At 68.7% G+C, this 26,770-nt stretch carries 18 protein-coding genes; 10 read left to right on the forward strand and 8 right to left on the reverse strand.

Translation table 11 applies throughout. The features are described 5' to 3' along the window. The first annotated feature begins 38 nt into the window (after positions 1-38). Together EV650_RS02865 and EV650_RS02870 are read left to right on the forward strand one after the other, a co-directional pair. Positions 39-5,558: an ATP-binding protein gene (locus EV650_RS02865; protein WP_134115026.1), complete on the forward strand. Its 5,520-nt coding sequence runs from the start codon at positions 39-41 to the stop codon at positions 5,556-5,558. Positions 5,559-5,567: 9 nt separating this feature from the next. Next, entirely contained in the window at positions 5,568-7,694 is a 2,127-nt protein-coding gene (locus tag EV650_RS02870; protein WP_134115028.1) for a transglycosylase domain-containing protein, read from the forward strand. Here EV650_RS02870 and EV650_RS02875 read toward each other — a convergent pair. The 3 genes from EV650_RS02875 to EV650_RS02885 form a co-directional block, all read right to left on the reverse strand. After that, positions 7,691-8,026 carry a hypothetical protein gene (locus EV650_RS02875; RefSeq protein WP_134115030.1) on the reverse strand — a complete coding sequence of 112 codons (336 nt, stop codon included), beginning with the start codon at positions 8,024-8,026 and terminating at the stop codon, positions 7,691-7,693. The two genes, EV650_RS02870 and EV650_RS02875, sit on opposite strands and share 4 nt — an antisense overlap. 126 nt (positions 8,027-8,152) lie before the next feature. Then, entirely contained in the window at positions 8,153-8,377 is a 225-nt protein-coding gene (gene infA / locus EV650_RS02880; RefSeq protein ID WP_134115033.1) for a translation initiation factor IF-1, read from the reverse strand. A gap of 2 nt (positions 8,378-8,379) precedes the next feature. Then, positions 8,380-9,129 (reverse strand): GNAT family N-acetyltransferase, encoded by a 750-nt coding sequence (locus EV650_RS02885; RefSeq protein ID WP_238173993.1) that lies wholly within the window; start codon positions 9,127-9,129, stop codon positions 8,380-8,382. A gap of 250 nt (positions 9,130-9,379) precedes the next feature. Between EV650_RS02885 and EV650_RS02890 the strand changes: the two genes are divergently transcribed. Beyond that, entirely contained in the window at positions 9,380-12,805 is a 3,426-nt protein-coding gene (locus tag EV650_RS02890; RefSeq protein WP_134115037.1) for an error-prone DNA polymerase, read from the forward strand. Between the two features lie 20 nt (positions 12,806-12,825). On the opposite strand, the gene EV650_RS02895 is transcribed toward EV650_RS02890, so the two are convergent. Next, the gene (locus tag EV650_RS02895) at positions 12,826-13,617 is read right to left on the reverse strand and encodes a class I SAM-dependent methyltransferase (RefSeq protein WP_134115039.1); all 792 of its coding nucleotides are present in this window, start codon (positions 13,615-13,617) and stop codon (positions 12,826-12,828) included. Positions 13,618-13,793: 176 nt separating this feature from the next. Between EV650_RS02895 and EV650_RS02900 the strand changes: the two genes are divergently transcribed. Beyond that, positions 13,794-14,729 carry an L-idonate 5-dehydrogenase gene (locus tag EV650_RS02900; RefSeq protein ID WP_202874335.1) on the forward strand — a complete coding sequence of 312 codons (936 nt, stop codon included), beginning with the start codon at positions 13,794-13,796 and terminating at the stop codon, positions 14,727-14,729. A 60-nt stretch (positions 14,730-14,789) separates the two neighbouring features. Further along, the gene (locus EV650_RS02905; RefSeq protein WP_134115041.1) at positions 14,790-15,791 is read left to right on the forward strand and encodes a DUF2278 family protein; all 1,002 of its coding nucleotides are present in this window, start codon (positions 14,790-14,792) and stop codon (positions 15,789-15,791) included. Here EV650_RS02905 and EV650_RS02910 read toward each other — a convergent pair. After that, positions 15,788-16,417, reverse strand: coding sequence for a LysE family translocator (locus EV650_RS02910; RefSeq protein WP_134115043.1), 630 nt, complete (start codon positions 16,415-16,417; stop codon positions 15,788-15,790). The two genes, EV650_RS02905 and EV650_RS02910, sit on opposite strands and share 4 nt — an antisense overlap. A 91-nt stretch (positions 16,418-16,508) precedes the next feature. On the opposite strand from EV650_RS02910, the gene EV650_RS02915 reads away from it, so the two are divergent. Then, positions 16,509-17,804: a BNR-4 repeat-containing protein gene (locus EV650_RS02915; RefSeq protein WP_134115045.1), complete on the forward strand. Its 1,296-nt coding sequence runs from the start codon at positions 16,509-16,511 to the stop codon at positions 17,802-17,804. 23 nt (positions 17,805-17,827) lie between these two features. Next, on the forward strand, positions 17,828-19,000 hold the full coding sequence (locus tag EV650_RS02920; protein ID WP_134115047.1) for an MFS transporter: 1,173 nt from the start codon (positions 17,828-17,830) through the stop codon (positions 18,998-19,000). Here EV650_RS02920 and EV650_RS02925 read toward each other — a convergent pair. Beyond that, a complete protein-coding gene (locus EV650_RS02925; RefSeq protein ID WP_134115049.1) occupies positions 18,921-19,505 on the reverse strand; it encodes a TetR/AcrR family transcriptional regulator in 585 nt (194 codons plus the stop codon). The genes EV650_RS02920 and EV650_RS02925 overlap by 80 nt on opposite strands. 79 nt (positions 19,506-19,584) lie before the next feature. Between EV650_RS02925 and EV650_RS02930 the strand changes: the two genes are divergently transcribed. Next, positions 19,585-20,673, forward strand: coding sequence for a serine hydrolase domain-containing protein (locus EV650_RS02930; protein WP_134115051.1), 1,089 nt, complete (start codon positions 19,585-19,587; stop codon positions 20,671-20,673). On the opposite strand, the gene EV650_RS02935 is transcribed toward EV650_RS02930, so the two are convergent. Further along, a complete protein-coding gene (locus tag EV650_RS02935; RefSeq protein WP_134115053.1) occupies positions 20,642-22,090 on the reverse strand; it encodes an alkaline phosphatase PhoX in 1,449 nt (482 codons plus the stop codon). The two genes, EV650_RS02930 and EV650_RS02935, sit on opposite strands and share 32 nt — an antisense overlap. A gap of 245 nt (positions 22,091-22,335) precedes the next feature. Here EV650_RS02935 and EV650_RS02940 point away from each other — a divergent pair, with 245 nt between their 5' ends. Further along, positions 22,336-22,620 (forward strand): DUF8738 domain-containing protein, encoded by a 285-nt coding sequence (locus EV650_RS02940; protein ID WP_134115055.1) that lies wholly within the window; start codon positions 22,336-22,338, stop codon positions 22,618-22,620. Between the two features lie 192 nt (positions 22,621-22,812). On the opposite strand, the gene EV650_RS02945 is transcribed toward EV650_RS02940, so the two are convergent. Further along, the gene (locus tag EV650_RS02945) at positions 22,813-24,078 is read right to left on the reverse strand and encodes a S8 family peptidase (RefSeq protein WP_134115057.1); all 1,266 of its coding nucleotides are present in this window, start codon (positions 24,076-24,078) and stop codon (positions 22,813-22,815) included. Positions 24,079-24,126: 48 nt separating this feature from the next. On the opposite strand from EV650_RS02945, the gene EV650_RS02950 reads away from it, so the two are divergent. Next, positions 24,127-26,727, forward strand: coding sequence for a CHAT domain-containing protein (locus EV650_RS02950; RefSeq protein WP_134115059.1), 2,601 nt, complete (start codon positions 24,127-24,129; stop codon positions 26,725-26,727). The last annotated feature ends 43 nt before the right edge of the window (positions 26,728-26,770 follow it).

Below are 26,770 nucleotides of genomic sequence, written 5' to 3' on the forward strand. Positions count from 1 at the left end.
CCAACTGCATAAGGCAGGGTGAGACACGGAGGCGGTCGATGTTCAAGCGTATCGCAATAGTGAACCGTGGTGAGGCCGCGATGCGGCTCATCAACGCGGTCCGGGAAGTCAACGCCGAAGGCGGTGACCCGATCGAGACCGTGGCCTTGTTCACCGACGGCGAGCGGACCTCGACCTTCGTGCGCGCGGCAGACATCACCTACCCACTCGGCCCGGCCTCGGCCCGGCCGTACTTGGATCTCGCTGTCCTCGAACGCGCACTCCGGGAGACCGGGGCCGACGCGGCCTGGGTCGGCTGGGGATTCGTTGCCGAGGACCCCGCATTCGCGGAGCTGTGCGACCGGATCGGCGTGACCTTCATCGGTCCGTCGGCCGAGGCGATGCGCAAGCTCGGCGACAAGATCGGGTCGAAGCTGATCGCCGAGGAGGTCGGCGTACCGGTCGCGCCGTGGAGCCGGGGTGCGGTCGAGTCGCTCGACGCCGCGCTGGAGGCGGCCGAGCGGATCGGTTACCCATTGATGCTCAAGGCAACGGCCGGTGGCGGTGGCCGCGGCATCCGGGTGGTTCGGTCCGCCGACGAGCTGTCCGACGCGTACGCGCGGACCAGCGACGAGGCTGCCCGTGCCTTCGGTAGCGGCGTCGTGTTCCTGGAGCGGCTCGTCACCGGCGCGCGGCACGTCGAGGTGCAGGTGATCGCCGACGGCCAGGGGACCGCTTGGGCTCTTGGCGTCCGGGACTGCTCGGTGCAGCGTCGCAACCAGAAGGTGATCGAGGAGTCGGCGTCGCCGCTGCTGTCCGCGTCGCAGGTCGACGACCTGAAGGCCTCTGCTGAACGGCTGGCGCTCGCGGTCGGCTACAAGGGTGCTGCGACGGTCGAGTTCTTGTACCACCCGGGCGAGAAGTCCTTCGCCTTCCTCGAGGTGAACACCCGCCTCCAGGTCGAGCACCCGATCACCGAACTGACCACCGGGTTCGACCTGGTGAAGGCACAGTTGTACGTCGCTTCCGGTGGCCGGTTGGAAGGCCCCAAGCCCGTTGAGAGCGGGCACGCCGTCGAGGCCCGGCTGAACGCCGAGGACCCGGACCGCGACTTCGCGCCGTCTCCCGGACGGATCGCCGTACTCGATCTGCCCGCTGGTCCCGGGATCCGGGTGGACACCGGAGTGAGCGCCGGCGACGGCATCCCGGCCGACTTCGACTCGATGATCGCGAAGATCATCGGGTACGGCCGGACCCGGGACGAGGCGCTGGCCCGGCTGCGGCGGGCGATGGCCTCGACCACGGTGCTGATCGAGGGCGGCGCGACCAACAAGAGCTTCATCCTCGAGCTGCTCGACCAGCCCGAGGTGATCGACGGCAGTGCGGACACCGGCTGGATCGACCGGGTCCGCGGCGAGGGCCGCCTGGTCTCGCACCGGCACTCCGGTATCGCGCTGGTCGCGGCCGCGATCGAGGGGTACGAGGACGCCGAGCGGGTCGAGCGGACGCGTCTGCTGGAGACCGCGCACGGCGGTCGTCCGCAGGTGCAGCACGAGGTCGGCCGCGCGATCGACCTCAAGCTGCGCGGTGCGAGCTACCGGGTGACGGTGGCGCGGATCGGTCCGGAGCGGTTCCGGGTCGGCGTTGGCAACGGCAACGATCACCTCAAGGTCGTGGATGCCGATCTGGAGCGGCTGGACGACTACACGAGCCGGCTGGTGGTCGGCGGGCAGCGGTTCCGCCTGGTGACGGCAACCCACGGCCCGGTGCATCTGGTCGAGGTCGACGGCGTGACCCACCGCGTCAGCCGGGACGAGGGCGGCGTACTGCGTTCGCCCGCGCCGGCACTCGTGGTTGCGACGCCGGTGCAGACCGGGTCCGAGGTCGAGTCCGGTGCGCCGGTGCTCGTGCTCGAGAGCATGAAGATGGAGACGGTGCTGTACGCGCCGTTCAAGGCGACCGTGAAGGAGCTGCTGGTCTCGACTGGCAGCCAGGTGGAGACCGGGGCGCCGTTGCTCCGGCTGGAGCCGGTCGCGGACGAGACCGACGAGCCCGAAGCGACCACTCCGGTGCAGAACGGCGTACAGCTGGATCTGCCGAACGGGTCGGGGGAGAAGTCCGCGGCCGAGCGGGTTGAGCGTGGGCTGGACGATCTCCGGAGCATGCTGCTCGGGTTCGACATCGACCCGCAGGACGAGGGCGGCACGCTCGCCGACTACCTGTCGGCTCGGGCCGAGCTTTCGGCGCCTCCGATGGCTGCTGAGATCGAGCTGCTGACTGTCTTCGCGGACTTCGCCGAGCTGAGCCGGAACCGGCCTGCCGGGACGGACACCACGATCGAGAATCGGGTGCACAGCCCGCGCGAGTACTTCTACACGTACCTGCAGAGCCTGGATCCGGACCGCGGTGGGCTGCCGGCCGAGTTCCAGTCTCGGCTGACGCGGGTGCTGAGCAACTACGGCGTGACCGGGCTGGAGCGGAGTCCCGAGCTGGAGGAGGCGGTCTTCCGCATCTTCCTGGCCCAGCTGCGTTCGAACCCGGACGTCGTACTGGTGACGTCCGTGCTGCAGCGGTGGATCGCGGAGCCGCTGCCGGAGACTCCGCTCGACGAGTCCGTTCACGAACTGCTGGACCGGCTGGTGCTGGCCACGCAGCTGCGGTTCCCGGTGGTCGGTGACCTGGCCCGGAGTGTTCGGTTCCGCTGGTTCGACCAGCCGCAGGTCGACGCCGAGCGAGCGTCGATCATCGCCGGCGTCGGTGACGAGGTCGCCGACCTGGCCGCACACCCGGACGCGCCCGACCGGCAGGAGCGGATCGACGCGCTGGCCGCGATCCCGGAGCCCATCGTCCGGTTCCTGGCCCAGCGGCTGGAGGGTGCCGGGGGCGAGCGTGAGCCGATGCTCGAAGTGCTCGTCCGGCGGCACTACCGCGAGTACGAGCTGCACGACCTGCGCGAGTTCGCGGTCGACGGGCGGCCGTTCACGACCGCCGACTACAGCATCGACGACCGTCCGAGCCACCTCGTCACGACGGTCGGCACGGTAGCGGAGCTCGCCGACCGGGACAGCGGTCTGTCCCGCGCACTGACCGCACAGGTCGACGCCCGTCCGGCCGGCCACGAGGCCGTCGTCGAGCTCTACCTGTACGGCCCGGACCTGCCTGAGTCGCAGCAGGACGCCTCCGACCTGTACCGCCGGATGGTCGCCGACCTGCCGGTCGCCCAGCGGGTACGCCGGTTCTCGGTGGCGGTCGCACCGGGACAGGGCGGGCCGGTCTCCTACTTCACCTACCGCCCGGCCGGCGGCTCGATGACCGAGGACGACAACGTCCGCGGCGTACACCCGATGGTCGGCCGCCGCCTGAACCTGTGGCGGCTGCGCGACTTCCGGATCACCCGCCTCGACGCTCCCGAGGACGTGCTGCTCTACTACTGCGTCGCGCGGGACAACCCGGCCGACCGGCGGCTCGTCGCACTGGCTCAGGTCCGTCAGTTCGTCGTAGTCCGCGACGAGGACGGCCAGGTCACGTCGCTGCCGCACGCGGAGCGCGCGATCGCGAACTGCCTCGAGGCGATCCGCCGCGCCCGATCTGCCCGTGGCGCGGCCGGCGCCAAGCTCGACATGAACCACGTCTGGGTGCAGATCTGGCCGGTAGTCGAGGCCCAGGTCGACGAGGTGACCGCGCTGCAGCGCAACATCGCCCCGCTGACCGCCGGCGCCGGGATCGAGGAGGTCCTGGTCCAGGGCCAGGTCCCGGGTCCGGACGGTACGACGAACCCGGTCGCGGCCCGGTTCTACTACCAGCACGGCGCCGGGGTCGTCGTGTCGATCGAGCAGCCGCCGACCGGACGGCTGCTGCCGCTCGACGACTACGCCCAGAAGGTGCAGCGATCGCGGCGGCGGAACACGATCTACCCGTACGAGGTCAGCGGGATGGTCGCCGGTCAGGGCGGCTCGTTCGTCGAGCACGACCTCGACGACGCCGGCTTCCTGGTTCCGGTCGAGCGAGCGAAGGGTCTGAACAAGGCCGGCATCATCGTCGGCATCGTCACCACACCGAGCGAGCGGTACCCCGAGGGCGTCACCCGGGTCGCTATGAGCGGCGACCCGACGATGGCGCTGGGCGCGGTCGCGGAGGGGGAGTGCTCGCGGATCATCGCGGCACTTGACCTGGCCGAGCAAATGAGAGTGCCGGTCGAGTGGTACTCGCTGTCCGCCGGCGCCCGGATCTCGATGGACTCCGGCACCGAGAACATGGACTGGGTCGCCAAGGCGCTGAAGCGGATCGTCGAGTTCACCCAGGACGGCGGCGAGATCAACGTCGTGGTCGCGGGGATCAACGTCGGCGCGCAGCCGTACTGGAACGCCGAGGCGACGATGCTCATGCACACGAAGGGCATCCTGGTGATGACGCCGGACAGCGCGATGGTGCTGACCGGCAAGCAGACGCTGGACTTCTCCGGCAGCGTCTCGGCCGAGGACAACTTCGGTATCGGCGGCTACGACCGGGTGATGGGCCCGAACGGCCAGGCGCAGTACTGGGCGCCCGACCTGAAGGCTGCCCGGGACGTGCTGATGACGCACTACGACCACACGTACGTCGTACCGGGGGAGAGCGGTCCGCGTCGGGCCGTGACGTCGGACCCGGTCGATCGCGACGTCACGCCGTACCCGCACGACGTGGACGGGAGCGACTTCAAGACGGTTGGTGAGATTTTCTCGACTACGACGAACCCGGACCGGAAGAAGGCGTTCGACATCCGCACGCTGATGCGGGCCGTCACCGACCAGGACCACCCGGTGCTGGAGCGCTGGGCCGGGATGGCCGACGCCGACACCGCCGTCGTGCAGGACGCGCGGCTCGGCGGGTTCCCGGTCTGTCTGGTCGGGATCGAGTCCAAGTCGGTGCCGCGGCGCGGATTCCCTCCCACCGACGGCCCCGACACCTACACGGCCGGCACGCTGTTCCCGCGGTCGTCGAAGAAGGTGGCCCGGGCGATCAACTCGGCCAGCGGCAACCGTCCGCTGGTGGTGCTGGCGAACCTGTCCGGGTTCGACGGATCACCGGACTCGATGCGGAACCTGCAGCTCGAGTACGGCGCCGAGATCGGCCGCGCGATCGTGAACTTCCGGGGACCGATCGTTTTCTGCGTCGTCTCGCGGTACCACGGCGGCGCGTTCGTGGTGTTCTCGAAGTCGCTGAATCCGTCCATGACGGTGCTCGCGGTCGAAGGATCGTTCGCGTCCGTGCTCGGCGGTGCGCCTGCAGCCGCGGTTGTTTTCGCGGGTGAGGTCGATGCGCGAACGGCTGCGGATCCGCGGGTCGCATTGCTGGCCGAGCGGGTCGGCGAGGCCACCGGAGCGGAGCGGGCGGCGCTGGCGACGGAGCTTGCGGACGTGCGAACCGTCGTACGAGCAGAGAAACTGGGCGAGGTCGCGACCGAGTTCGATCGGGTGCACAGTATCGAGCGGGCGCGCGACGTCGGATCGGTCGATGCGGTCATCAGTGCAAGGGAATTGCGGCCAAAGTTGATCGAGGCAATCAATTCCGGGGTACCGGGAGTTCGATCACTCGACTAGCCTGGAGGTATGCGTACCGGCAGGGGCGGTCGCAGTCGGGCTCGCTCGTTGATCACCTTCCTCGGCGTGAGTGTGCTGTCGGGCGCGCTCGCGGCGGGGTTCGCGGTGCCGTTCGCCGGTTTCGCCGGGCGCGGGTCGGCCGAGGTCGCCGAGACCGTCCAGACCCTGCCGAAAGAGCTGGTGGTCGATCCGGTCGCCGTCCGCAGCCGGATCCTGGCCGCGGACGGCAGCCTGATCGCCACCCTCTACGAGCAGAACCGGGTGCCGGTGCCGCTCAGCTCGATCAGCCCGATCATGCGCAAGGCGATCGTCGCGATCGAGGACTCCCGGTTCTACGAGCACGGCGCGCTCGATCTGAAGGGCACGCTGCGGGCGATGCTGCGCAACCAGACCGAGGGCGAGGTGCAGCAGGGCGGGTCGAGCATCACCCAGCAGTACGTGAAGATGAGCCTGGTCGAGAAGGCGAAGACCGCGGCCGAACGCGCGGACGCGACTGCGGTCACGTACCAGCGCAAGCTGACCGAGCTGCGGTACGCCGTCGCGATCGAGGACCAGCTGTCCAAGGACGAGATCCTCGAGCGGTACCTGAACCTGGCGAACTTCGGCGACGGCACGTACGGCGTCCAGGCCGCGGCCCAGCACTACTTCCGGACCACCGCCGACAAGCTCACGCTCCCGCAGGCGGCGCTGCTGGCCGGCCTGGTGAAGAACCCGACCGGGTACGACCCGACCAACGACCCGGTCCGGTCCAAGGCCCGCCGCGACGTGGTGATCAAGCGGATGCTCGAGCTCGGCGTGATCACGGTGCACCAGGCGAACCAGGCGCTGCGGACGCCGGTGATCAACCCGGCCGCCGTCGAGCCGGTGCCGAACGGGTGCGCCAACTCGCGGTACCCGTTCTACTGCGACTACGTGGTCTCCAAGCTGCTGGCCAACCCGGCGCTCGGCGCGACCGTGAAGGACCGCGACCACTACCTGAAGACCGGCGGGCTGCTGATCCGGACCTCGATCGACCCGCGGATGCAGGCGGCCGCGCAGGCCTCGATCGACCAGCACAGCAAGACCACCGACACCGCGATCGCGGCGATCACGGTCGTCCAGCCCGGTACCGGGCTGGTCAAGGCGATGGTGCAGAGCAAGCCGTACGGCAACGGGCGCAACCACACGAACTACAACTACAACGTCGAGAAGTCGTACGCCGGCGGGTTCGGCGGGTTCCAGAACGGCTCGACGATGAAGGCGTTCACGATCGCGGCGGCGCTGTCCAGGGGCATCCCGATGGACTACCGGATCAACTCGCCGGAGCAGATCGACCTGCGGAACAAGAAGTTCCGGACCTGTACGGGGTACACCCGCGACCCGACGTACCAGCCGAAGAACTCGACGCACAGCGGTGACCTGACGATGGTCGAGGCGGCCCGGTTCTCGACCAACACCTACTTCCTGCAGCTGTCGCAGCGGACCGGGTTGTGCCCGATCGCGAGGATCGCGGCCAAGCTCGGGATGTACAACGCCCAGACCGGCGGGCCGCTCGACCAGGTGGCGTCGATGACGCTGGGCGTCGGGTACGTGACGCCGCTGATGCTGTCGAACGCGTACGCGACGTTCGCGGCGCGGGGGAAGTACTGCGCGCCGCTGGTCGTCACGTCCGTCCGGGACAAGTCCGGACGGCCGGTCCCCGGTCCCGGCATCAATTGCAAGCAGGCCATCCCGCGGCAGGTCGCCGACGGCGTCAACCGGGTCCTGAGCGCTGTGATGATGCCGGGCGGGACCGGCGGCCACCTGCGGTTCGGGACCCGCGACATGGGCGGCAAGACCGGCACCATCCAGCAGAACCTGGCCGTCTGGTTCGCCGGCTACACCCCGAACCTCGCCGCCGCGGCGGTCGTGGCCGACGCGAGTCTGCCGTACACGAACCTGATGTTCGGCCACGACCTGAACGGTCAAGACATCGCCGACCCGACCGGCTCCGGCACCGCCGGCCCGCTGTGGGAGACCGCCATGCAGGGCGCAGTCCACGGCCTTCCGGTCGTACGTTTCGTGGCCCCGCCCCGCAAGATGATCGGCGATCCCAACCCCAAGCCGCCGCCGGACAACGGCAAGAAACCGAAGCCGAAGCCCAAGCCCAACCGCTAGAGGGGCCGGAGGTCGGTGCCAGGGACCCAGGTGATGCCGCCGTCCTTGTCCCGGACGCGGCCGAGCCACTCGCCGTTGTCGCGGATCCAGACGTCGAGCTCACCGGTGGACCAGGTGGCTCGCTGGACCTTCTGGGCCGGGTCGACGTGGCGGACGGCGTCCGCCGCTCTGGGACCGTGAGCGTCGTACTGCACGTCGAGGTCGGAGGCCAACTCACGCGCCTTGACCTCGTCGTCGATACCAGTTGCACGCCACCCGTTGACCGCACCGTCCCAGACGCCGAATCTGTTCGATCCGTCGTCGGACGGGCGCACCGTGAACCGACCAAGCATGTTTTCAGATTAGCGCCTGATCGAACATATGTTCTAGTCTTGATCTCAACGGAAGGTGTGTGCGATGGGCCACGCCCGGCAGCCGGGACTGCCGGGCGAGGGGCGGTGTCATCGGTGGTGGGGAGGTCAGTTTCGGTAGCGGAAGATGATGCGGCCCCGGTTCAGGTCGTAGGGGCTGAGCTCCACCAGGACGCGGTCCTCGAGGACGATCTTGATGTAGTTCTTCCGGATCTTCCCGCTGATGTGCGCGAGGACCTTGTGGCCGTTGGTGAGTTCGACCCGGAAGGTCGCGTTGCGGAGGCACTCGACGACGGTGCCTTCGACCTCGATGCCGTTTGCTGTTCTGGGCATGGTCAGGCCTTTCCCGGCCGGCTGATCAGTTCCAGAATGCCGCCCGTACGACGAGCGCCGAGGCCCTCGAACAGCGCCAGCGCTGCCGTGTTGGTCTCGTCGATCTCCGCCGTGGCCGCTTCGAAACCGGAGCGGTGCAGGTTGGCCAGCACCTGACTCAGCAGAGCCCGGGCGATGCCTTGTCGTTGCTCGTCGGCCAGTACTGCGACCAGCCCGATGCGCGGGCGCCGGGTCATCGTCGCCACCCGGACAAGTCCGACGTACCGGTCATCCCGTACTGCGACCGTGTACTTGGACGGGTCGAGCGGCCTGGTCCCGCCCTGCCAGGGCAGCACCTCCGCCGGCATCGTCTGCCAGCCGACGCTGGACTCGACCTCGGCACGAATCGCCTGATCAAGCTCCCGCAGCGGAGCCTCTTGGGCGGTCGTGATGACTACTCCGTTAGGTGCAGCTGTCGGGGTGAGATCCGTGGGTACGGCGAACTCCGATTCGCGGCGCCAGGTCGTCAACCCGGCGCGTTCCCAGTTGGTTGTGAGGTCGTGGTCGGTTTCGTCGACGACCGTGTACTGCGGTGTCGACTGGTCGGCGTCGGTCAGCATCGCGGCGGCGAGCCGGTCGAAGACGGCGTCTCGCCAGGTGTCGATGCTGAGGAAGGTCCGACCGTCGAGCCGGCGCGAAGCGTGACCGCGGCCGACGACCAGGTCGTTCTCGATCGCGTGCCACTGGTTGTCCGCGACACGGGAGATGGTCACGGCACCGAGACTCGCTTTGTGAGGCAAAGGATTCATAGGTGTTTCCTTTCGGGAGCTTCTGGCGGCGCTCCCGACGACACCTACGTCAATCGCCTGCCCGTGACCACGGGAAGGGGAGCACCCACTGCGCTGATGCGTTCATTGGGGCCTCACCTCCAGGTGTGATGTCACGGACCATCGCACGGTACCAATCCGGGCACGGCACCAGTCAACCGATTAAAGTGTCGAACACATGTTCTAGTATGTCTTCGTGGGATACAACAATCCGCCGATCAAGTGGTCCGAGCTGGAGCGCAAGCTGTCGGACCGCTCCCGCCCGGGCAGCCACGGCGGGCGGCCAGTGACAGCCGACGGCGGCGACAGCCCGGCCTGGTCCCAGCACCGCGGGCCGTATGTGCCTGACGTCGTCCGCCGCCCCGAGCACGCCGTTCCGTATGCCGAGCTCCACGTCCATTCGAATTTCTCCTTCCTGGACGGCGCCTCCCAACCGGAGGATCTGGTCGAGGCCGCGGTCCGCCAGGGGCTGCATGCGCTCGCGCTGACCGATCACGACGGGTTCTACGGCGCGGCCCGGTTCGCCGAGGCTGCAGCGGCGTACTCGCTGCCGACGGTGTTCGGGGCGGAGTTGTCACTCGGGCTGACCGGCCCGCAGAACGGCGTGGCCGATCCGGAGGGCAGTCACCTGCTGGTGCTGGCCGAGGGGCAGGAGGGGTACCACAAGCTCGCCGGCGCGATCACCGAGGCGCAGCTCGCCGGCGGGGAGAAGGGGAAGCCGGTCTATGACCTGGAGGAGCTGGCTGCCGTGGGGAGCAAGCACTGGATGATCCTGACCGGCTGCCGCAAGGGGCTGGTCCGGCAGGCGCTCGAGCTCGGCGGACGTGCCGACGGTCCGGCCGCCGCCGGTCGCGAGCTGGACCGGCTGACGGCCCTGTTCGGGAAGGACCGGGTGGTCGTCGAGCTGATCGACCACCACCTCCCCGCGGACACCACCCGGAACCGGATCCTCGCCGGCCTGGCCGCCGACCGCTGCCTCCCGGTAGTTGCCACCAACAACGTTCACTACGCGACCCCGGTCAAGCACAAGCTGGCCGCTGCGCTGGCCGCGGTCCGGGCCCGGCGCGACCTGGACTCGATGGACGGCTGGCTGCCGCCGAGCGGGATGGCGTTCGTCCGCTCCGGAGCGGAGATGACAGCTCGCTTCCGCCGGTACGACGGGGCCGTGGCGCGCTCGGTCGAGCTGGCCGGCCAGCTCGGGTTCGACCTCGCCCGGGCGAAGCCGAAGCTGCCGCTGCGCGACGTACCGGACGGTCACACCCCGATGTCGTGGCTGCGGGAGCTGACCTTCGCCGGCGCCGCCGGGCGGTACGGGACCCGTGAGCAGCGCCCGGACGCGTACGAACGGCTGGAGCGGGAGCTGGCCGTGATCGCCGAGAAGGGCTTCCCGGGGTACTTCCTGATCGTGCACGACATCGTCAAGTTCGCGCACGACGAGGGGATCCTCTGCCAGGGCCGTGGCTCGGCGGCGAACTCGGCGGTCTGCTACGCGCTCGGGATCACCGCGGTGGACAGCATCCTCTACAACCTGCCGTTCGAGCGGTTCCTGGCCACCACCCGGGCCGAGGAGCCGGACATCGACGTCGACTTCGACTCCGGCCGCCGCGAGGAGGTCATCCAGCACGTCTACAAGAAGTACGGTCGGCACAACGCCGCCCAGGTGGCGAACGTGATTTCCTACCGCCCGAAGTCCGCCGTCCGCGACATGGCGAAGGCCTTGGGGTACTCCGTCGGTCAGCAGGACGCGTGGTCGAAACAGGTGGACGGCTGGAGTCCGGAGATCACCTCGACCGAGCACGACATCCCGCCGCAGGTGGTGGCGATGTCGACCGAGTTGCTGAAGTTCCCGCGGCACCTCGGGATCCACTCCGGAGGGATGGTGCTGACCGAGCGCCCGGTCGGCGAGGTGGTGCCGATCGAGCACGCCCGGATGGAGAACCGTACGGTCCTGCAGTGGGACAAGGACGACTGTGCCTGGATGGGGCTGGTGAAGTTCGACCTGCTCGGGCTCGGCATGCTGGCCGCCCTGCAGTACTGCCTGGACATGGTCCGGGAGGAGATCGGGGAGTCGTGGGAGCTGCACACGATCCCGCGGGAGGAGGCAGGGGTCTACGACCAGCTCTGCCGGGCGGATTCGGTGGGTGTGTTCCAGGTCGAGTCCCGCGCGCAGATGGCGACGTTGCCGCGGCTGAAACCACGGAAGTTCTACGACCTGGTCACCGAGATCGCGCTGATCCGGCCCGGCCCGATCCAGGGCGGCGCCGTCCATCCGTACATCCGCCGCCGGACCGGGGAGGAGCCGATCACCTACCTCCACCCGAAGCTGCAGCCGGTGCTGGAGCGGACCATGGGCGTGCCGCTGTTCCAGGAGCAGCTGATGCAGATGGCGATGGCGGTCGGCGAGATCGACGGCGACGAGGCCGACCTGCTCCGCCGGGCGATGGGATCCAAACGCGGCATCGAGAGGATCTCGTCCCTGAAGGACAAGCTGTACGCCGGGATGGCGCGCAACGGGATCACCGGGGACCTGGCCGACGAGATCTACGACAAGATCGAGGCGTTCGCGAACTTCGGGTTCGCCGAGTCGCACTCGATCAGCTTCGCGCTGCTCGTCTACTCCAGCACGTGGCTGCGGCTGCACTACCCGGCCGCGTTCCTGGCCTCGCTGCTGCGGGCTCAGCCGATGGGGTTCTACTCACCGCAGTCGCTGGTGGCTGATGCTCGCCGCCACGGTGTCGAAGTACGCCGTCCGCACCTGCATCTGTCCGGGGTCGATGCGGGGCTGGAGCAGTTGGTCGACGGGCAGGAGCTCACCGGGCCGACCGGGTCACCGGGTTGTCTGGCGGATCCGCAGCCGTTGGTGGGTCCGTTCGATCCGAAAGCGCCGTCCGACACGACCGCGCATCGCCGCGACGGCGCGTTCGCGGTCCGGCTCGGGTTGTCCGAAGTACGCACGATCGGGGAGAAGGGCGCGAAGCTGATCGTCGAGGAGCGGGAGCGCGGCGGGCCGTTCAGCGAGATGGCCGACGTGGTCCGGCGGACCGGGATCACCGCGGCGCAGGTCGAGGCGTTGGCGACGGCCGGCGCGTTCGACTGCTTCGGCCTCGACCGGCGGCAGGCGTTGTGGGAGGCGGGTCGGGCGGCCGAGGAGCGTCCGGGCCAGCTGGCCGGGATCACCGCGGCCGGTCCGCCGCCGACACTGCCCGGGATGAGCGACATCGAGGCCGACATGGCCGACCTGTGGTCCACCTCGATCACTACGACCAGCCACCCGATGGAACGCGTCCGCGACCAGCTCCGCGCCGAAGGCATCCTGTCCGCGGCCCAACTCCGCGAAGCCCCCGACGGCGCCCGGGTCCGGGTCGCCGGCGTGGTCACCCACCGCCAGCGCCCCGCGACCGCCTCGGGCGTCACCTTCATGAACCTCGAGGACGAGACCGGCATGGCCAACATCGTCATCACCGTCGGCTGCTGGCACCGCCACGCCGCGGTAGCGCGCAACGCCGCGGCCATGATCATCCGAGGCCGCGTCGAACGCGCCGGCGAAGTAACCAACCTCTCCGCCGACCACCTCCAACGCCTCCCGCTCTCCGCCCAAACCAGATCCCGAGACTTCCGCTAGTTCAGGACCCAACGGCTGGGTCAGCCTGGCTTGACTGCCAGCGTCGCGAAATAGCCCGACATGTACTGAGCGGATGCGTCGGAGTGGTGCGGCGCTTCCGCGAAGCCGGTGAGGACGAACCCCGCGGCGAGTTGCCCGCCGATCTGGGCGGTGAGGGTGTGGCTGTATTCGAGAGCGGCATCCGCGCCGAACTTCGTGGCGCGTTCCTCGGCGGAGTAGTGCGTGACATCGCTGTAGGGCAGCTTGTGCACGACGATCAGCTCGCCGCGCTCGTCGAGCGCCTCGTGGTCGAACAGGTACGCATCAGGGTTGAGGAAGCCCGCGAGCAGAGTTCCGCCCGGTCGCAGGACGCGGAAGCACTCACGCCATACCGGCGCCAAATCTGGTACGAACAGGTTGGAGACCGGGTGGAACACGACGTCGAAAGTTGCGTCGCCGAAGGCGCTGAGGTCGCGCATGTCGCCCAGCACGGTGCGCAGGTCGAGCCCGTCGCGCGCCGCCACCAGCTGATCCTGGCCGAGCTGTCCGGGTGAGTTGTCGAACACGGTGACCCGCGCCCCCGCGGCGGCGAGGATCGGACCCTGCTGGCCACCACCGGAGGCCAGGCACAACAGGTCCTTCCCGGTCAGATCCGCCGGCAGCCAGGACCGGTCGACGGGCTCACGCCCGATGAGAACAATCGACCACTCACCCCGGCGGGCGCGCTCGACCTCCTCGACACTCACCGGCGTCGACCACTCATTACCCTCCTGGACATACTTGTCCCAAGCCGCCCGATTGTGGGCAACGGGATCGACATCACGGTCCGGCACATCAACTCCCTACTACAACCAAGCGGACACCTGCGGCACTGACAGTAGTCCGGATACTGTCGGTGGACGGCGACTTGAGGGTGGTGGGTGGTTTGTACGGGTGTGTGGTGCATGGGGCTGGGGATTTGCGGGTTGAGGAGCGTAGGGCGGTGGAGGCGGGGGTGGGGGAAGTTGCTGTGGGCATTGAGTTTGGGGGGATTTGTGGGTCGGACCTGCATTACTACCACGATGGTGGGGTGGGGGACTTCCGGATTCGGGAGCCGTTGGTGTTGGGGCATGAGGTGGTGGGGCGGGTCAGTGCGGAGGCGGACGGGTTTGCCGTTGGTACGGCGGTCGGGATTCATCCGGCGACACCTTGTGGGACGTGTGCTGAGTGTGTTCGGGACCGGCGGAATATCTGTGCCTATAGCAACTATCTGGGAAGTGCGGCGAGGGATCCGCATATCCAGGGTGGGTTCGTTCAGGAGTTGATCGTGCCGCTCGAGCAGGTGCGGGTGTTGCCGGCCGGGCTGGAGTTGCGTACTGCGGTCCTGGCTGAACCGTTGTCTGTCGCAATCCACGCAGTCCGGCAGGCGGGATCCGTGGATGGCAAGCGGGTTCTGGTCACCGGCGCGGGACCGATCGGGCTGTTGGTCGTGGCTGCGTTGCGCCAGGCTGGCGCGGTCGAGGTGATCGCAGTCGATCTGCACGAAACTCCGCTGACACTGGCGACCCAAGTCGGCGCGACGACCACGATCCAGGTCGGCGAGACGGACTGGCCGGACGAGATCGACGTCGCGATCGAGGCGTCCGGTACGGCGGCCGGGTTGCGGACCTGTCTGGAGCGGGTACGCCGTGGTGGCGCCGTCGTACAGGTCGGGACACTGCCGCCCGGCGACACCGCGTTCGCGGGGAACGTACTGATGACCCGCGAGCTCACGCTGACCGGCGCATTCCGGTTTGACCACGAGTTCGACTCCGCGATCGCCCTGCTCGCCGGTGGATTGAACGTCGCGCCGATCGTCACCCACACGTTCCCGCTCGGCGACGCACTCTCGGCGTTCGAGCTGGCAAGCGATCGCACCACCGCGTCGAAGGTGCTGCTGGATCTGACCGGTAGTCGGTCGGCCTGAACCAGGTCTGTATCACTCCGGCCGCAGGGCGCCTCCTCAAAGCAGGGGAGAGGAGGCGTCATGCCACTGACGTCGTACGGCGTTCTGGTCGGCCGGGCGGTCGACGCGCGCCGGGAGGGTGGAACGGACACCCCGCACTACCAGATCCGCGTAGGTGCGGATGGCGTGAGCTACCGGATCGCGGTGAACGTCCGGTCGCAGGACTACCCGTCGGAGCTGCTCTACCGCGTCGACGAGGACTTCCGGCATCCGATCACCGCGCAACTCACCAGCCTGACGCCCGGCTGGCATCTGCTCGACAACGGACCGGCCGGCGTGAATCTGGACTACGTCCGGCAGACGCTCTTCGACCGGACCCTGCTGCGTCCGCTTCCCGCCGACGTGGCCGGACCGGGCAATGACCTCGGCGATCTGCTCGACGACCAGGTCCAGCGTGCGATCCGGGAGCCGGCCGCGGTCGTGTACTCGTTCGGTGAGCGGTGGCCGTCGGAGAACGGCGTACCGGACAAGATCTTCGGGTTCCAGCCGGGCAACGGGGTGCACGACATCCACATGAATCAAGGCAATGTCGGCACGTTCCGCAAGGACGACGGCGTCTGGCAGGACGGCGCGCTGCTGATCGCGTTGCCGGACCAGCAGCGCTGGGTCGGCATCTTCCTCGCGTTCCAGAGTCAGTCCTGGCACACCGACGACAAGACCGGCCACACGCTGGTCGACGCGCCGATCGAGGAGTTCGGCGCCGAGCCGGTCCGGATCGTCGCCGCCCTGATCAACCCGGTCGGCCCCGCGCCCGAGGCCGAGACGGTCACCCTGCTGAACGCGTCACCCAACCCGGTCGACCTCACCGGATGGCACGTGGTCGATCGCGCCCTCCACGTTGGCCCGCTGCCATCCGCCGTACTCGAACCGGGCGCGACCCTCCTCGTCCACCTGCCGCCGACCGTCCAGCTCGGCAACAAAGGCGGCGAGATCACCCTCCTCGACAGCAAAGGTCTGAAGATTCACGGCGTCGCCTACACCGCCGACCAGGCCGCCCGCTCAGGCTGGACCGTCGTCTTCTAACGCAGCAAGGCGAGCCGTACGCCGAGACCGATGAAGATCCCGCCCGTGGCCGTGTCGATGCGGCGACGGGCGGTACGGCGAGCGCGCAGCCAACTGCCGATCCGCCCCGACAACAGCCCGACCGTGCCGTCGACGAGGAACTCCAGCACGATCAAGATCGCGCCCAGCACTGCGAACTGCAGCCACACTTGACCCCGCGCCGGCACCACGAACTGCGGCAGGAACGCGATCGTGAACGTCACCATCTTCGGGTTCAGCAGATTCGTGGTCAGACCGGTCAGATACGCCTTCCGCCCCGACATCGCCGCCGCGGCCGGCTCGTCGTCAACAGCGTCCTTCCGATGCCGGATCATCTGCACGCCAAGATAAATGAGGTACGCCGCCCCGACGATCCGCACTGCGGTGAACGCGACAGGCACCGCGGCGAACAAGGCAGCCAACCCGGCCGCCGCGACCGTGACATGCACGGCCTCACTAGTCGCAACCCCGGCCGTCGCGAGCAGACCTGCCCGCGGACCGCTGCGCATCCCGCATCCGAGGATGTAGAGCATGTCCGGCCCAGGCGTGATCATCGCGACCATCGTCGTCAGCAGAAAGGCAAGCAGAAGGTGCGGGTCGATCGGCATACCCCGATCCTCGCACGAGCATCTGACAAGGCTGACCACATGCTGGCAAGCGCTTACCCAAACGGGTCGAACTCTGAAACACTGAGCGACCATGGATGAGCCTCGGGTGATCAATGACAACGGTGCTTGGTGCTGGTTCCAGGACGAACGGGCCTTGGTCGATCCGGACGGCGGAGTGCTGGTCGCCGGTTCGATCGCGGCGCCGGAGGGACCAGGCGGAGTCGATCGGGCCGGCAACGTCGAGTTGACCGTGGTGGATCTGCGGTCCGGTTCGACTGAGGTCGTCGTACTGCACGAGCGGTTCGAAGCGGACGATCACGACGTACCGGCGTTGTGGCGACGCCGGGACGGTCGCTGGCTGGCGGTGTACACGAAGCACAAGACGGACGACCTGACTCGGTGGCGGGTGAGTGAGCCCGGTGATCCGCGGACGTGGGGACCGGAGAAGACGTTCGACTGGAGCGAGTTCACCGGCGGTCGCGGCGTCACGTACTCGAACCTGCATGAGCTCGACGGCCGCCTCTACTGCTTCGCCCGAGCAGTGAACGACGACCCGTGTGCACTGGTGTCGGACGACGAGGGTGACACCTGGGAGTACGCCGGGAAGCTGTTCACCCGCCCGAAGGTCGGCTACGTCAACGGCTACACGCGCTACGTCTCGACGCCCACGCGCGTCGACCTGATCACGACCGACCACCACCCGCGCGACTACAACAACTCGATCTACCACGGCTACCTGGAGGGCGGCGCTCTGCATCGGACCGACGGCACCGTCGTGGATCCGATAGCGCTCGACGCGGACGCGCCGTCGCAGGTGGAGCTGACCACGGTCCTCGCCGCGGACTCGGTCTGGGACAGCGAGCCGATGACCCACTGCTGGACAGTCGACATCCGCCGCGGCGAGGACGGCTCGCTCGCAGCGGTTCTGCTCGCGCGTCACGACGTACCGGAGAAGCCGGAGGATGCGTTCGCGCGACAGCATCCGGTGCCGGATCACCGCTTCTTCTATGCACGCCTCGCGCCCGGAGGCACGTGGCAGGTGCGGCAGTTGGCGAAGGCCGGCCACGGTCTGCTGGTGCACGAGAACGACTACACCGGCCTGGTCGCGATCGATCCGTACGACCTCGACTCGCTCTACGTCTCGACACCGATCGACCCGCGCGACGGCGCCGCCCTCAAGCATCACGAGATCTTCCATGCCCGTACGGCGGATGACGCGACAACGTGGACGCCGGTGACGGAGAACTCCGCCGTCGACAACCTCCGGCCGATCGTCGCGCCCGGCGATCCCGGTCGCGTCCCGCTGCTCTGGTTCCGCGGTGAGATGACCGCGTCGCAGCACTACGCGTGTGAGGTCGTTCTGCTGGACCGCGCGCGACAGAGATAGTAACAAGCGGTACTATCCCATCCATGAGCGTTCCGGTGCGGCGGTTGTGGGTGGCGGTGCTGGCTGGGTACCTCGCGTTCGGTGCCACGTTGCAGGCGTTGCCGTCGTACGTGCCGGAGAAGTTCGGCGGTGGCGCGCTGGCGAGTGGGACCGCGGTCGGGATCGCCTTCCTGGCAACGGCTTGCGGGCGGCCCTTCGCCGGGTGGCTGGCGGATGCGGGTTGGTCGCGGCCGGTCGTGGTGACCGGGGGAGTGCTGGCGGCGGTCGGGGGCCTCGGGCAACTGCTCGCGCCCGACCTGGCCCTGCTGCTGGTCGCGCGGCTGGTGATGGGCGCCGGTGAGGCGGCGTTGTTCTCGGGAGCGCTGCCGTGGGTGCTGTCCGGTACGCAAGCGGCCCAACGCGGTCGATTGGCCGGCTGGTTCGGGTTGTCGATGTGGGGCGGGTTGGCCGCCGGCCCGGTGATCGCCACGATTGTCGGCGACCGAGTCTGGTGGGTGGTCGTCGGGTTGGCGCTCGCCTCGGCCGCGTTGGTGCTGACGACCCGTTCCGATCCGGGCCGGCACCAGCCGCTGGTGCGGATTCGCCGGCCTCGCGACCTGGTACCGGCCGGCGTACCATTGCCCGGAGCAACCATCGGCCTGGCCGCCTACTGCTACGGGACGGTCGCTGCGCTGCTGGTACTGCGGTTGCGCGCCGACGACATCGGCGTGGACAACATCGCGCTGGCCGTGTTCGCCGCCGCGTTCCTGATCGCGCGGTTCGCCGGCAGTCCATTGGTCGATCGGTACGGCGGCCGCGTGGTGGCGGCATCGACCGTCCCGATCGCGATCGTTGCACTGGTTGGCATCGCGCTGGCTGACGGACCGGTCACGGCGGTGGTGTGTACTGCGTTGGCCGGACTGGGGCTGGCCCTGGTCTATCCGGCTTGCATCTCGATGACTCTGGATCGGGTGCGTGGGCTGCGGCCGGGCGTGTCGATGGGCGTGATGACGTCGTTCTGGGATCTCGGGGTGATGGCCGCGGGTCCGCTCGGAGGGCTGATCGCCGAGCAGGCTGGCTATCGCCAAGCGTTTCTCGTGGCGGCCGGAGCTGGGCTGGCGTGCGTCCTGGTCGCGCTCAGAGTGCCGAGTCGAGCAGTGTCTCCACGATCGCCCGAGCCTCCGCGCCCAGTCCCGGATCCTGGTCGACCGCGCTGATCAGCGTCGCGCCTTCCAGTACGACGACCAGCTGCCGCGCCGTCGTACCCGGATCACGCGCCCCGGCCTGCGTCAACAGTCGCTCGAAGAGCTCCCGGTAGAAGGCGAGATGGTCGCGCGCGAGCCGCCGGGGCGCGCCGTCCTGACCACGATCCTCGGTCGCGGCGTTCATCATCGCGCAACCGCGGAACCCGGTTTCGGCGTACCAGCTGGCGACGAGGTCGAAGACGGCCAGGATCTGCTCCCGGCCGGGTGGCGCCTGCTCGACCACTGAGTTGTGCCAGGCGCGGACCCGATGGGTGCGGTCGGTCAGGACCGCCTCGACCAGGCCTTCCTTGGAGCCGAAGTTCTTGTAAATGGTCAGTTTGGACGCGCCCGCCGCCTCGACCACCTCGTTGATCCCGGTCGCGTGGATCCCGCGCCGGCCGAACACCTCCGCCGCCGCCTTCAGGATCCGGGCCCTCGTCGCCTCCGGATCCAACCGCTCCCCAGCCTTGACCGGCATCGTGCAACCACCTCCACGATCAATAATACCGATCGGTGTTATCTAGACCTAGATGAGAACGATCGGTACTATCAATTGCATGCCGACAGGATACGAGCACGTGGCCGAAGCCTTCGAGCGGAACTTCACCGAGCGGGGCGAGCTCGGTGCGGCCTTCGCGGCGTACCACCGTGGTCGGCTGGTGGTCGATCTGTGGGGCGGGACTGCCGACCCCGAGACCGGCAGGGCATGGGACCGAGACACGATCCACCTGATGTTCTCGGGGACCAAAGGCCTCACGAGCGCCTGCATCCTGCTGCTGGTCCAGCGTGGTCAGGTGTCGCTGGACGATCCACTGAGTCGCTACTGGCCCGAGTTCGGTGCCGAGGGCAAGGAAAGCATCACGATCGCCGAGGTGTTGTCGCACCAGGCCCGGCTGCCGTGGGTCGACGCCGGGTACGCCGACCTGCTCGAGCATGACGCGATGGCCGCACACCTGGCCGCGCAGGCGCCGGCGTCCGATCCGCGCGCCGGGTTCATGTACCACCCGGTCACGTGGGGCTGGCTGCTCGACGAGCTGGTACGGCGGGTTGACGGCCGGACCGTGGGCCGGTTCTTCGCGGACGAGTTCGCCGTACCGCTAGGGCTTGAGGTGTGGATCGGGCTGCCTGAGGAACTGCACTGGCGGGTGGCGACGATGGTCGCGCCGGACGGTGTCCTCGTCGACGGGCCGTGGACCGAGCTCAACAGGCCGAATCCGCTGTGGGTGCCGGGCTCGGAGAAGATCTGGAACAGCGCCGAGTACCGCAACGCCGGGCTGGCCGCGGTCGGCGGATACGCGACGGCTCGCGGGATGGCCCGGTTCTACGCGTCCCTGCTCGGCGAGGTGGACGGTGTACGCGTCCTGACGCCGGAGACGGTCGAGCTCGGCCGCCACGAGATCCGGCGAGGGGTGGAGCCGACGTGGGGGAGCCCGATGGCTTACGGCGCCGGGTTCGAGTTGCAGACCGGCGACGGTCCGGCGGACGCGTTCGGTCACCCAGGGGCCGGCGGCTCGCGGCACGGCGCTTGGCCGAGCCGCGAGACCGCCTACTCCTACTTGATGAACGAGGTGCGCGTCGGTCCGGACGACCGTCCGCTCACCCTGCTGGATGCACTCAGCCGAGGTAGTCGCGCCACGGACCGGTGATGGCCAGCGTGATCCCCGGCGTCTGGATGTTGACGAACAGCACCTTGCCGTCGGCCGAGAACGTCGGGCCGGTGAACTCGGAGTCGTTCAGCATGTTCCGGGCGATGGCGTACGTCGGGCCGCCCGGCGTCGCGCTCAGCACGTGGCTGCTGGCCTGACCGTCCTCGGCCAGGATCAGCGAGCCCCACGGCGTGACCGTGACGTTGTCCGGGCTGTCGAAGTTCAGGTCGTCGTACTTCGCCTCGGGGCCCTTGTTCGCGGCCGCGTTCTCCGGGAAGTACGTGACCAGCTGGATGGTCCGGGCGTCGTAGTTGTAGAACCACACCATGCCGTCGTGCGGTACGGCGTCGGCGGGCAGGTCGGCGGTGCCGGACTCGGCGTACGAGTTGACGACGTACACGCCCTGCTTGGTGCCGTAGACGCCCTCGAACTTCTTGCCGCGGGTGATCTGCCCGTCGGTGAACTGCTTGCGGACCGAGGTGGTCGCGCCGTCGCGGTCCGGCACCGGCACCCACGCGGTCCGGAACGGCCGGAGCAGCTGGGCCGAGGTCAGGTACGCGACGTCCGGGATCGGCTTGCCGTCGTCACCGAGGATCGCCAGCGCCTCGAGGGTGCCGAAGTCCTTGTTCTGCAGGTCCTGCCAGCTGCGCGAGCTGAGCTTGTAGCCGCGCGGCGCCGACCAGCGGTAGAAGGTGCCGTTCGGGCCGGAGGCGTCCTCGGACAGGTAGACGTGGGTCCGGTCCTCGTCGATCGCGAGGGCCTCGTGCGCGTACCGGCCGAGCGCCTTGAGCGGCACCGGGTGCGCGGTCTTGCCGTCGGCCCAGACCTCGAAGACGTAGCCGTGGTCCTTCAGCCGGGTAGTGCCGTTGGCCTTGTTCTCGGTCTCCTCGCAGGTCATCCAGGTGCCCCACGGCGTCGGGCCGCCGGCACAGTTGGTGATCGTGCCGGAGATGCCGACCCATTCGCCGAGGTTCTTGCCGTCGCGGTCGACCGAGATGACCGTGCAGCCGCCGGCCGCGCCAACGCCGCTGTCATAGACGGTGCCCTCGATCGCCGGTACGCCGAGCGGGTCGGCGGCGCCGATCTCGTGGTTCTGGATCAGGGTGTAGGTATCGTGCCGGCTGCCCTTGAAGACCGCCGTACCGTCGTGCAGGGCCGGGGTCGGGTGACCGCTCTTCAGCTTGGTCTCGCCGGCCTGCGTGACGACCCGGTATTTGAACCCGGCCGGCAGCGCGAGGAGGCCCTTCGGGTCGTCCAGCAGCGGCGGGAACGGCTTGTGCTGCGGGAACGGCGTGTGGCCCTGGTGCGACGCCGGCGCGGCCTCGGCAAGCGTCGGTACGGCGCCGACGGTGGTGAAACCGACTCCGGCCGCGCCCACGGCGGCTCCTCGGAGGACGGAACGACGATCGACAGACATGCAATGCTCCTTGGACAGGCGGTTCCCGAGATTCCTCCGATCCAACAGGCCGTGGGACGACGCGCGGGAAACAGAACCTGAACAACATTCGTGCCATCCATCTGCAACGAATACATATTCGCCAGCGTCTACTGTGGGAGGTGATGGTGATGCGCAGAGTGAGCGTCCTGCTGCTGATGGCCGGCCTTTTGGTTGCCTGCGGCAATGACACTGGAAGCAATCCCGGAACTGGAGGAACCCCCTCGATGACCAGCAGCCCCCCAAGCAGCGCGCCTTCCGGCGGCCCGGTCGAGCAGGCCAAGGCCGACCTCGCCAAGCGGCTGAACGTCGACGCCGCGCAGGTGACCGTGGTCAGTTCGGAGGAGATCACCTGGTCGGACGGCAGCCTCGGCTGCCCGGAGCCGGACATGCGCTACACCCAGGCGCTGATCCAGGGAAACCGGACGGTCCTCGAGGTCAACGGGACGCAGTACAACTACCACTCCGGCGCGGGCCGGCCACCATTCCTCTGTGAGCACCCGACCGGTTGAAAAGTTTCCTCGTAACTGGGTGTATCAATCCGGACCGGGCAGTCTCCGCAGAAGTGGGGGGATGCCTTCGGATCGTCGCAGGGGGGAGGACGACCCGAAGGCACGCAGAGGGGGAGGCTGACGCGGTGCGGAAGGTCCGGCGGTGAGGCCGGTAGCCCCGCACCGCGTCGGTGCGTTGACTCGGTGCGTCGCCTACAGGGAGTTGAGCGCGTCGCCGGCCCGCAGTACCGGACCGACGCCTGCCTCCGGCTGGGTCAGGGCGAACGCGAGCAACGCGTCGGAGGCCTGTTTGGCGTTCTCACCGGTGACCGACATCCGCCCGGCGATCAGGCCGGCCACGAGCGGCGTCGCGAACGACGTACCGCTCCAGCGCGCCATCCCGGCGAACGACCGCACGTCGCCGGCGTTCGGCGGTTCGGTGCACTCGTAGTCGCCGGTGAGGAATGCGTTCACCAGATTCTCGCCCGGTGCGTAGACATCGACCCATGCGCCGAAGTTGCTGAACGACGCCCGGTCCCGGCCGTTTTCCGCGAGTGCCCCGACACCGACGGTCTCCGGGAACGCGGCCGGCCAGAAGTAGTCCCTGGTCGACTCGTTGCCCGCGGCAGCGACCAGCGTGAGGCCGTTGACCCGGTCCAGCCTGGTCCGGATGAAGACGTCGAGCCCGAGCGCCGGCAGGTCGAACCGCGTCCGGGTGCCGGCCGACAGGCTGATGATGTCCGGCCCGAGATCGAGTACTTCGTCCAGTGCCTCGGCGAGATCGAACTCCCACATCGCGCCCGCGCCGGTGAAGTAGCTCTTCACCACGATTTCCACATTCCGCGCGATCGCCCGCATCACGCCCGCGATGAACGTCCCGTGCCCCGCATACGGCCGGATCCGGCCCGAAGGGTCGAACGCGTTCTCCGGGTCGCCGGTCACCCCGGCCAGCCAGTACGCCGCCGGTGCGTCGGACCAGCCGACATCGAGTACGACGACCTTCACGCCACGACCGTCCGCCGCGCCGGCGGGCAGGTACGGCGTGGGCAGCACCGGGTCTGGCGGGATCCCGGGCGGCACCTCTTCCGGCTCGGTCGCGGGGCACGGGCTGACGCTCGGAGTCACGTAGAACAAGTGCTCCGGCGTGACCACGCCGCGCCCGAGCCGCAGGTCGGCGTACTTCAGGAATCGTTGCGTGACCGAACGGTCCTCCGGCGCTTCCGGCGGCACCTTGTCCGGCAGTCGCAGCCGGGTGACGCCGGCGATCCCACCCTCGCCGGGCTGCCCGCCCTGGAAGAGTTCGACGACCCGAGTCAGGTCCTCGTCGCGCACCAGGACGACCCCGGTGCGGTACAGATAGTCGGCCCCCTCCGGCTGCTTCTGCCACTCCTCCGGGAACACCTCGACCTCGCGCCCGTAGGCCTGGATAATCAGTTCGATCTGATCGACGTATTTTCGGTCGCTCGTTTGATCGGCCATTTCCCGATTTCCCCCCTTGGATGAATGAATCGCCGTTATCCTTTCAGAATGCCGACGGCTGGGGGGAGTGCCGGGGCAGTAGAAAATCTGCTGCCGCTCGCTTTGTCGCGGCCACACGACGCGATCGCGGCCGCGCGCACCCTGCTGGCCGGTGCGCCGGCGGCGGTCGACGCGTCGATCGCCCATCAAGCCTGGGGTATCGCGCTTCGTCAGCTCGGTGATGTGCTGGCAGCGGTTCGCGAGCTGCGGACCGCACTGCGACTGGCCGAGCAGTCCGGGCGTTCGAAGCGCGAGGCCGATGTCCTTGCCACATTGGGCGCCACGCTTGGCCGGGCCGGCCAGAGTCGCGAAGGGCTGGCGCGGCTCGATCGCGCTGTCGACCTCAGTCGCGGAGCCCTGACCGGGCGCGTGCTGTTGCGGCGGGCCGACGTACTGCTGGTGCTAGGAAGGCATCGCGAGGCGCTGGACGACCTGCGGTCGGCGATCACCCGGTTGCGGCGGTCGGGCGATCAGGTCTGGGAGGCGCGGTCGCGGAACTATCGCGGCTTCATCCAGCTCGCGTTGGGCGGGACGAAGCGGGCGGACGCGGATTTCGCGGTGGCCGAGAAGTTGTATGCCGCAACGGGTCAGGAGTTCGAGTACGCCGAAGCCCGGCAGAACCGGGGATTGGTCGCGTACTCGCGTGGCGATCTGCCAGCGGCCCTGCGGTACCTGGACGAAGCTGGACGGCGGTTCGCTGCGGTCGGTGTGGCCTGGCCGGACCTCGCGATCGACCGCTGCGGCGTACTGCTCGCGGCCGGGCTCAGCGCCGAGGCGTTGGCCGAGATGGACCAGGCGATCGCCCAGATGGAGGCCGAGGGCGGTACGGCGACCAAGCGCGGCGAACTGTGGTTCGCGGCCGCGACGGCTGCGCTGGCGGCGGGTGACCCACAGGCCGCTCAGGAGCGGGCCGATCGGGCGCGGCGGTTGTTCTCCGCGCAGCACCGGGAGTGGTGGTCGGTGCGTTCGTCGATGGTGCAGTTGGAGGCTCGCTATCAGGCCGGAGAACGCGGGGAGCGGTTGCTGCGTCGGGTGACCGCGGCGGCTCGGCGGCTCGACGCGTTGGGTTCGTCCGAGGCGTCGGCCGCGCATCTGCTGGCTGGTCGCCTCGCGTTGGCCGACGGACGGTCGCGGGCCGCGGATCGTCAACTGGAGTTGGCCGGACGGCATAGCAGGGATGCGCCGCCGATCGCTCGGAGTGCGGCCTGGCTCGGGAAGGCGTTGCGGGCGGAGGCCCGGTCCGATGTGCGCGGCACGTTGTCGGCGTGCGCTCGCGGTCTGGATGCGTTGGACGAGCATCGGCTGACGATGGGGGCGACCGAGCTTCGCGCGTTGGCGACGGGTCAGGGTGCTGAGTTGGCTGAGTTGGCGCTGCGCGATGCGTTGCGGCGGGACGACGCGCGGAGGTTGCTGAGTTGGGGGGAGCGGTGGCGAGCGACGGCGCTCGGAGTTCCTCCGGTTCGACGGTCGGACGACGTACAACTGGCGGCGGAGCTCGCGGCTTTGCGTGACGTCGTACGGCGTTTGGATGCTGAGCCGGATCCTGGGTTGGAGAAGGAACGGCGGCGGCTGGAGAAGGCGGTTCGCGATCGGGCGTTGCGTGCTGAAGGTGGCTCGTTGGGTGGGATGGTTCGGTTTGATGTCGACGAGCTGGTCGAGGCATTGGGTGAGACGGTGCTCGTTGAGCTGATCGAGGTCGACGGCGTACTGCATGCGGTGGTGGTGCGGGATGGACGGATCACGCGGCATGAGGTTGGGCCGTTGGCCGCTGCGGCGATTGAGGTCGAGCGGTCGCGGTTCCGGTTGCGGTGGTTGGCGCATGGCAGATCGGATAGGACGCAACGCGGTCCGTCGCTGGACGTACTTGGGACGCGGCTCGGCTCGGCGATCCTCGGGCCGGCGCAGGAGTTGCTCGGTGATCGGCCGGCCGTGATGGTCCCGCCGAGTCGGTTGCAGGCGTTGCCTTGGGGATTGGTGCCGGCACTGGCCTCGCGTGCCGTCAACGTCGTGCCGTCTGCCGCGACCTGGTTGCGGGCACGACGGTTGCGGCCGCCGGCCGATCGACGCGTGGTGCTGGTGCTGGGTCCGGGGTTGTCGGCCGGTCGGACCGAGGTGATGCGGTTGGCCGAGAAGTACCCGGACGCGACCGTGCTCGCGGACGGCGATGCGACCGCGGAGAAGGTACTGCGGGAGCTCGACGGGGCCTGGGTCGCGCATATCGCAGCACACGGGACGTTCCGCTCGGACAGTCCGTTGTTCTCGTCGTTGCGGCTCGACGACGGGCCGATGACTGTATACGACTTCGAGCGGCTGCGGAGGGCGCCGTACCGGATGGTGTTGTCGAGTTGCGATTCAGGGCTGGCGAAGCCGGTCGGCGCGGATGAGCTGCTCGGGTTGAGCAGCAGTCTGATTCCGTTGGGGGCGGCGGGGATTCTGGCGAGCGTCGTACCGGTGAACGATCCGGCGACCGCGCCGTTGATGCTCGCGGTCCACGAAAACCTTCAAGCCGGTCAGTCGCTGGCTTCCGCTTTTGCGGGCGCCCGTTCCGAGGCGCGCGGCGACCCGGTCGCAGATGCGGCAGGCCGATCGTTTGTCGCCCTCGGTGCATAGATATGTATCAGCAGTCATCCGGAGCGACTCTGTACTAGTGAGC

The sequence above is a fragment of the Kribbella kalugense genome (assembly GCF_004365875.1).
GTDB lineage: Bacteria > Actinomycetota > Actinomycetes > Propionibacteriales > Kribbellaceae > Kribbella > Kribbella kalugense.

What these genes read in the sequence shown, in the direction of transcription:
- EV650_RS02865 (WP_134115026.1), top strand. Translation starts at nt 39, where the DNA reads ATGTTCAAGCGTATCGCAATAGTGAACCGTGGTGAGGCCGCGATGCGG.
- EV650_RS02870 (WP_134115028.1), top strand. Translation starts at nt 5,568, where the DNA reads ATGCGTACCGGCAGGGGCGGTCGCAGTCGGGCTCGCTCGTTGATCACC.
- EV650_RS02875 (WP_134115030.1), bottom strand. Translation starts at nt 8,026, where the DNA reads ATGCTTGGTCGGTTCACGGTGCGCCCGTCCGACGACGGATCGAACAGA.
- infA (WP_134115033.1), bottom strand. Translation starts at nt 8,377, where the DNA reads ATGCCCAGAACAGCAAACGGCATCGAGGTCGAAGGCACCGTCGTCGAG.
- EV650_RS02905 (WP_134115041.1), top strand. Translation starts at nt 14,790, where the DNA reads ATGCCACTGACGTCGTACGGCGTTCTGGTCGGCCGGGCGGTCGACGCG.
- EV650_RS02910 (WP_134115043.1), bottom strand. Translation starts at nt 16,417, where the DNA reads ATGCCGATCGACCCGCACCTTCTGCTTGCCTTTCTGCTGACGACGATG.
- EV650_RS02915 (WP_134115045.1), top strand. Translation starts at nt 16,509, where the DNA reads ATGGATGAGCCTCGGGTGATCAATGACAACGGTGCTTGGTGCTGGTTC.
- EV650_RS02920 (WP_134115047.1), top strand. Translation starts at nt 17,828, where the DNA reads ATGAGCGTTCCGGTGCGGCGGTTGTGGGTGGCGGTGCTGGCTGGGTAC.
- EV650_RS02925 (WP_134115049.1), bottom strand. Translation starts at nt 19,505, where the DNA reads ATGCCGGTCAAGGCTGGGGAGCGGTTGGATCCGGAGGCGACGAGGGCC.
- EV650_RS02930 (WP_134115051.1), top strand. Translation starts at nt 19,585, where the DNA reads ATGCCGACAGGATACGAGCACGTGGCCGAAGCCTTCGAGCGGAACTTC.
- EV650_RS02935 (WP_134115053.1), bottom strand. Translation starts at nt 22,090, where the DNA reads ATGTCTGTCGATCGTCGTTCCGTCCTCCGAGGAGCCGCCGTGGGCGCG.
- EV650_RS02940 (WP_134115055.1), top strand. Translation starts at nt 22,336, where the DNA reads ATGACCAGCAGCCCCCCAAGCAGCGCGCCTTCCGGCGGCCCGGTCGAG.
- EV650_RS02945 (WP_134115057.1), bottom strand. Translation starts at nt 24,078, where the DNA reads ATGGCCGATCAAACGAGCGACCGAAAATACGTCGATCAGATCGAACTG.
- EV650_RS02950 (WP_134115059.1), top strand. Translation starts at nt 24,127, where the DNA reads ATGCCGACGGCTGGGGGGAGTGCCGGGGCAGTAGAAAATCTGCTGCCG.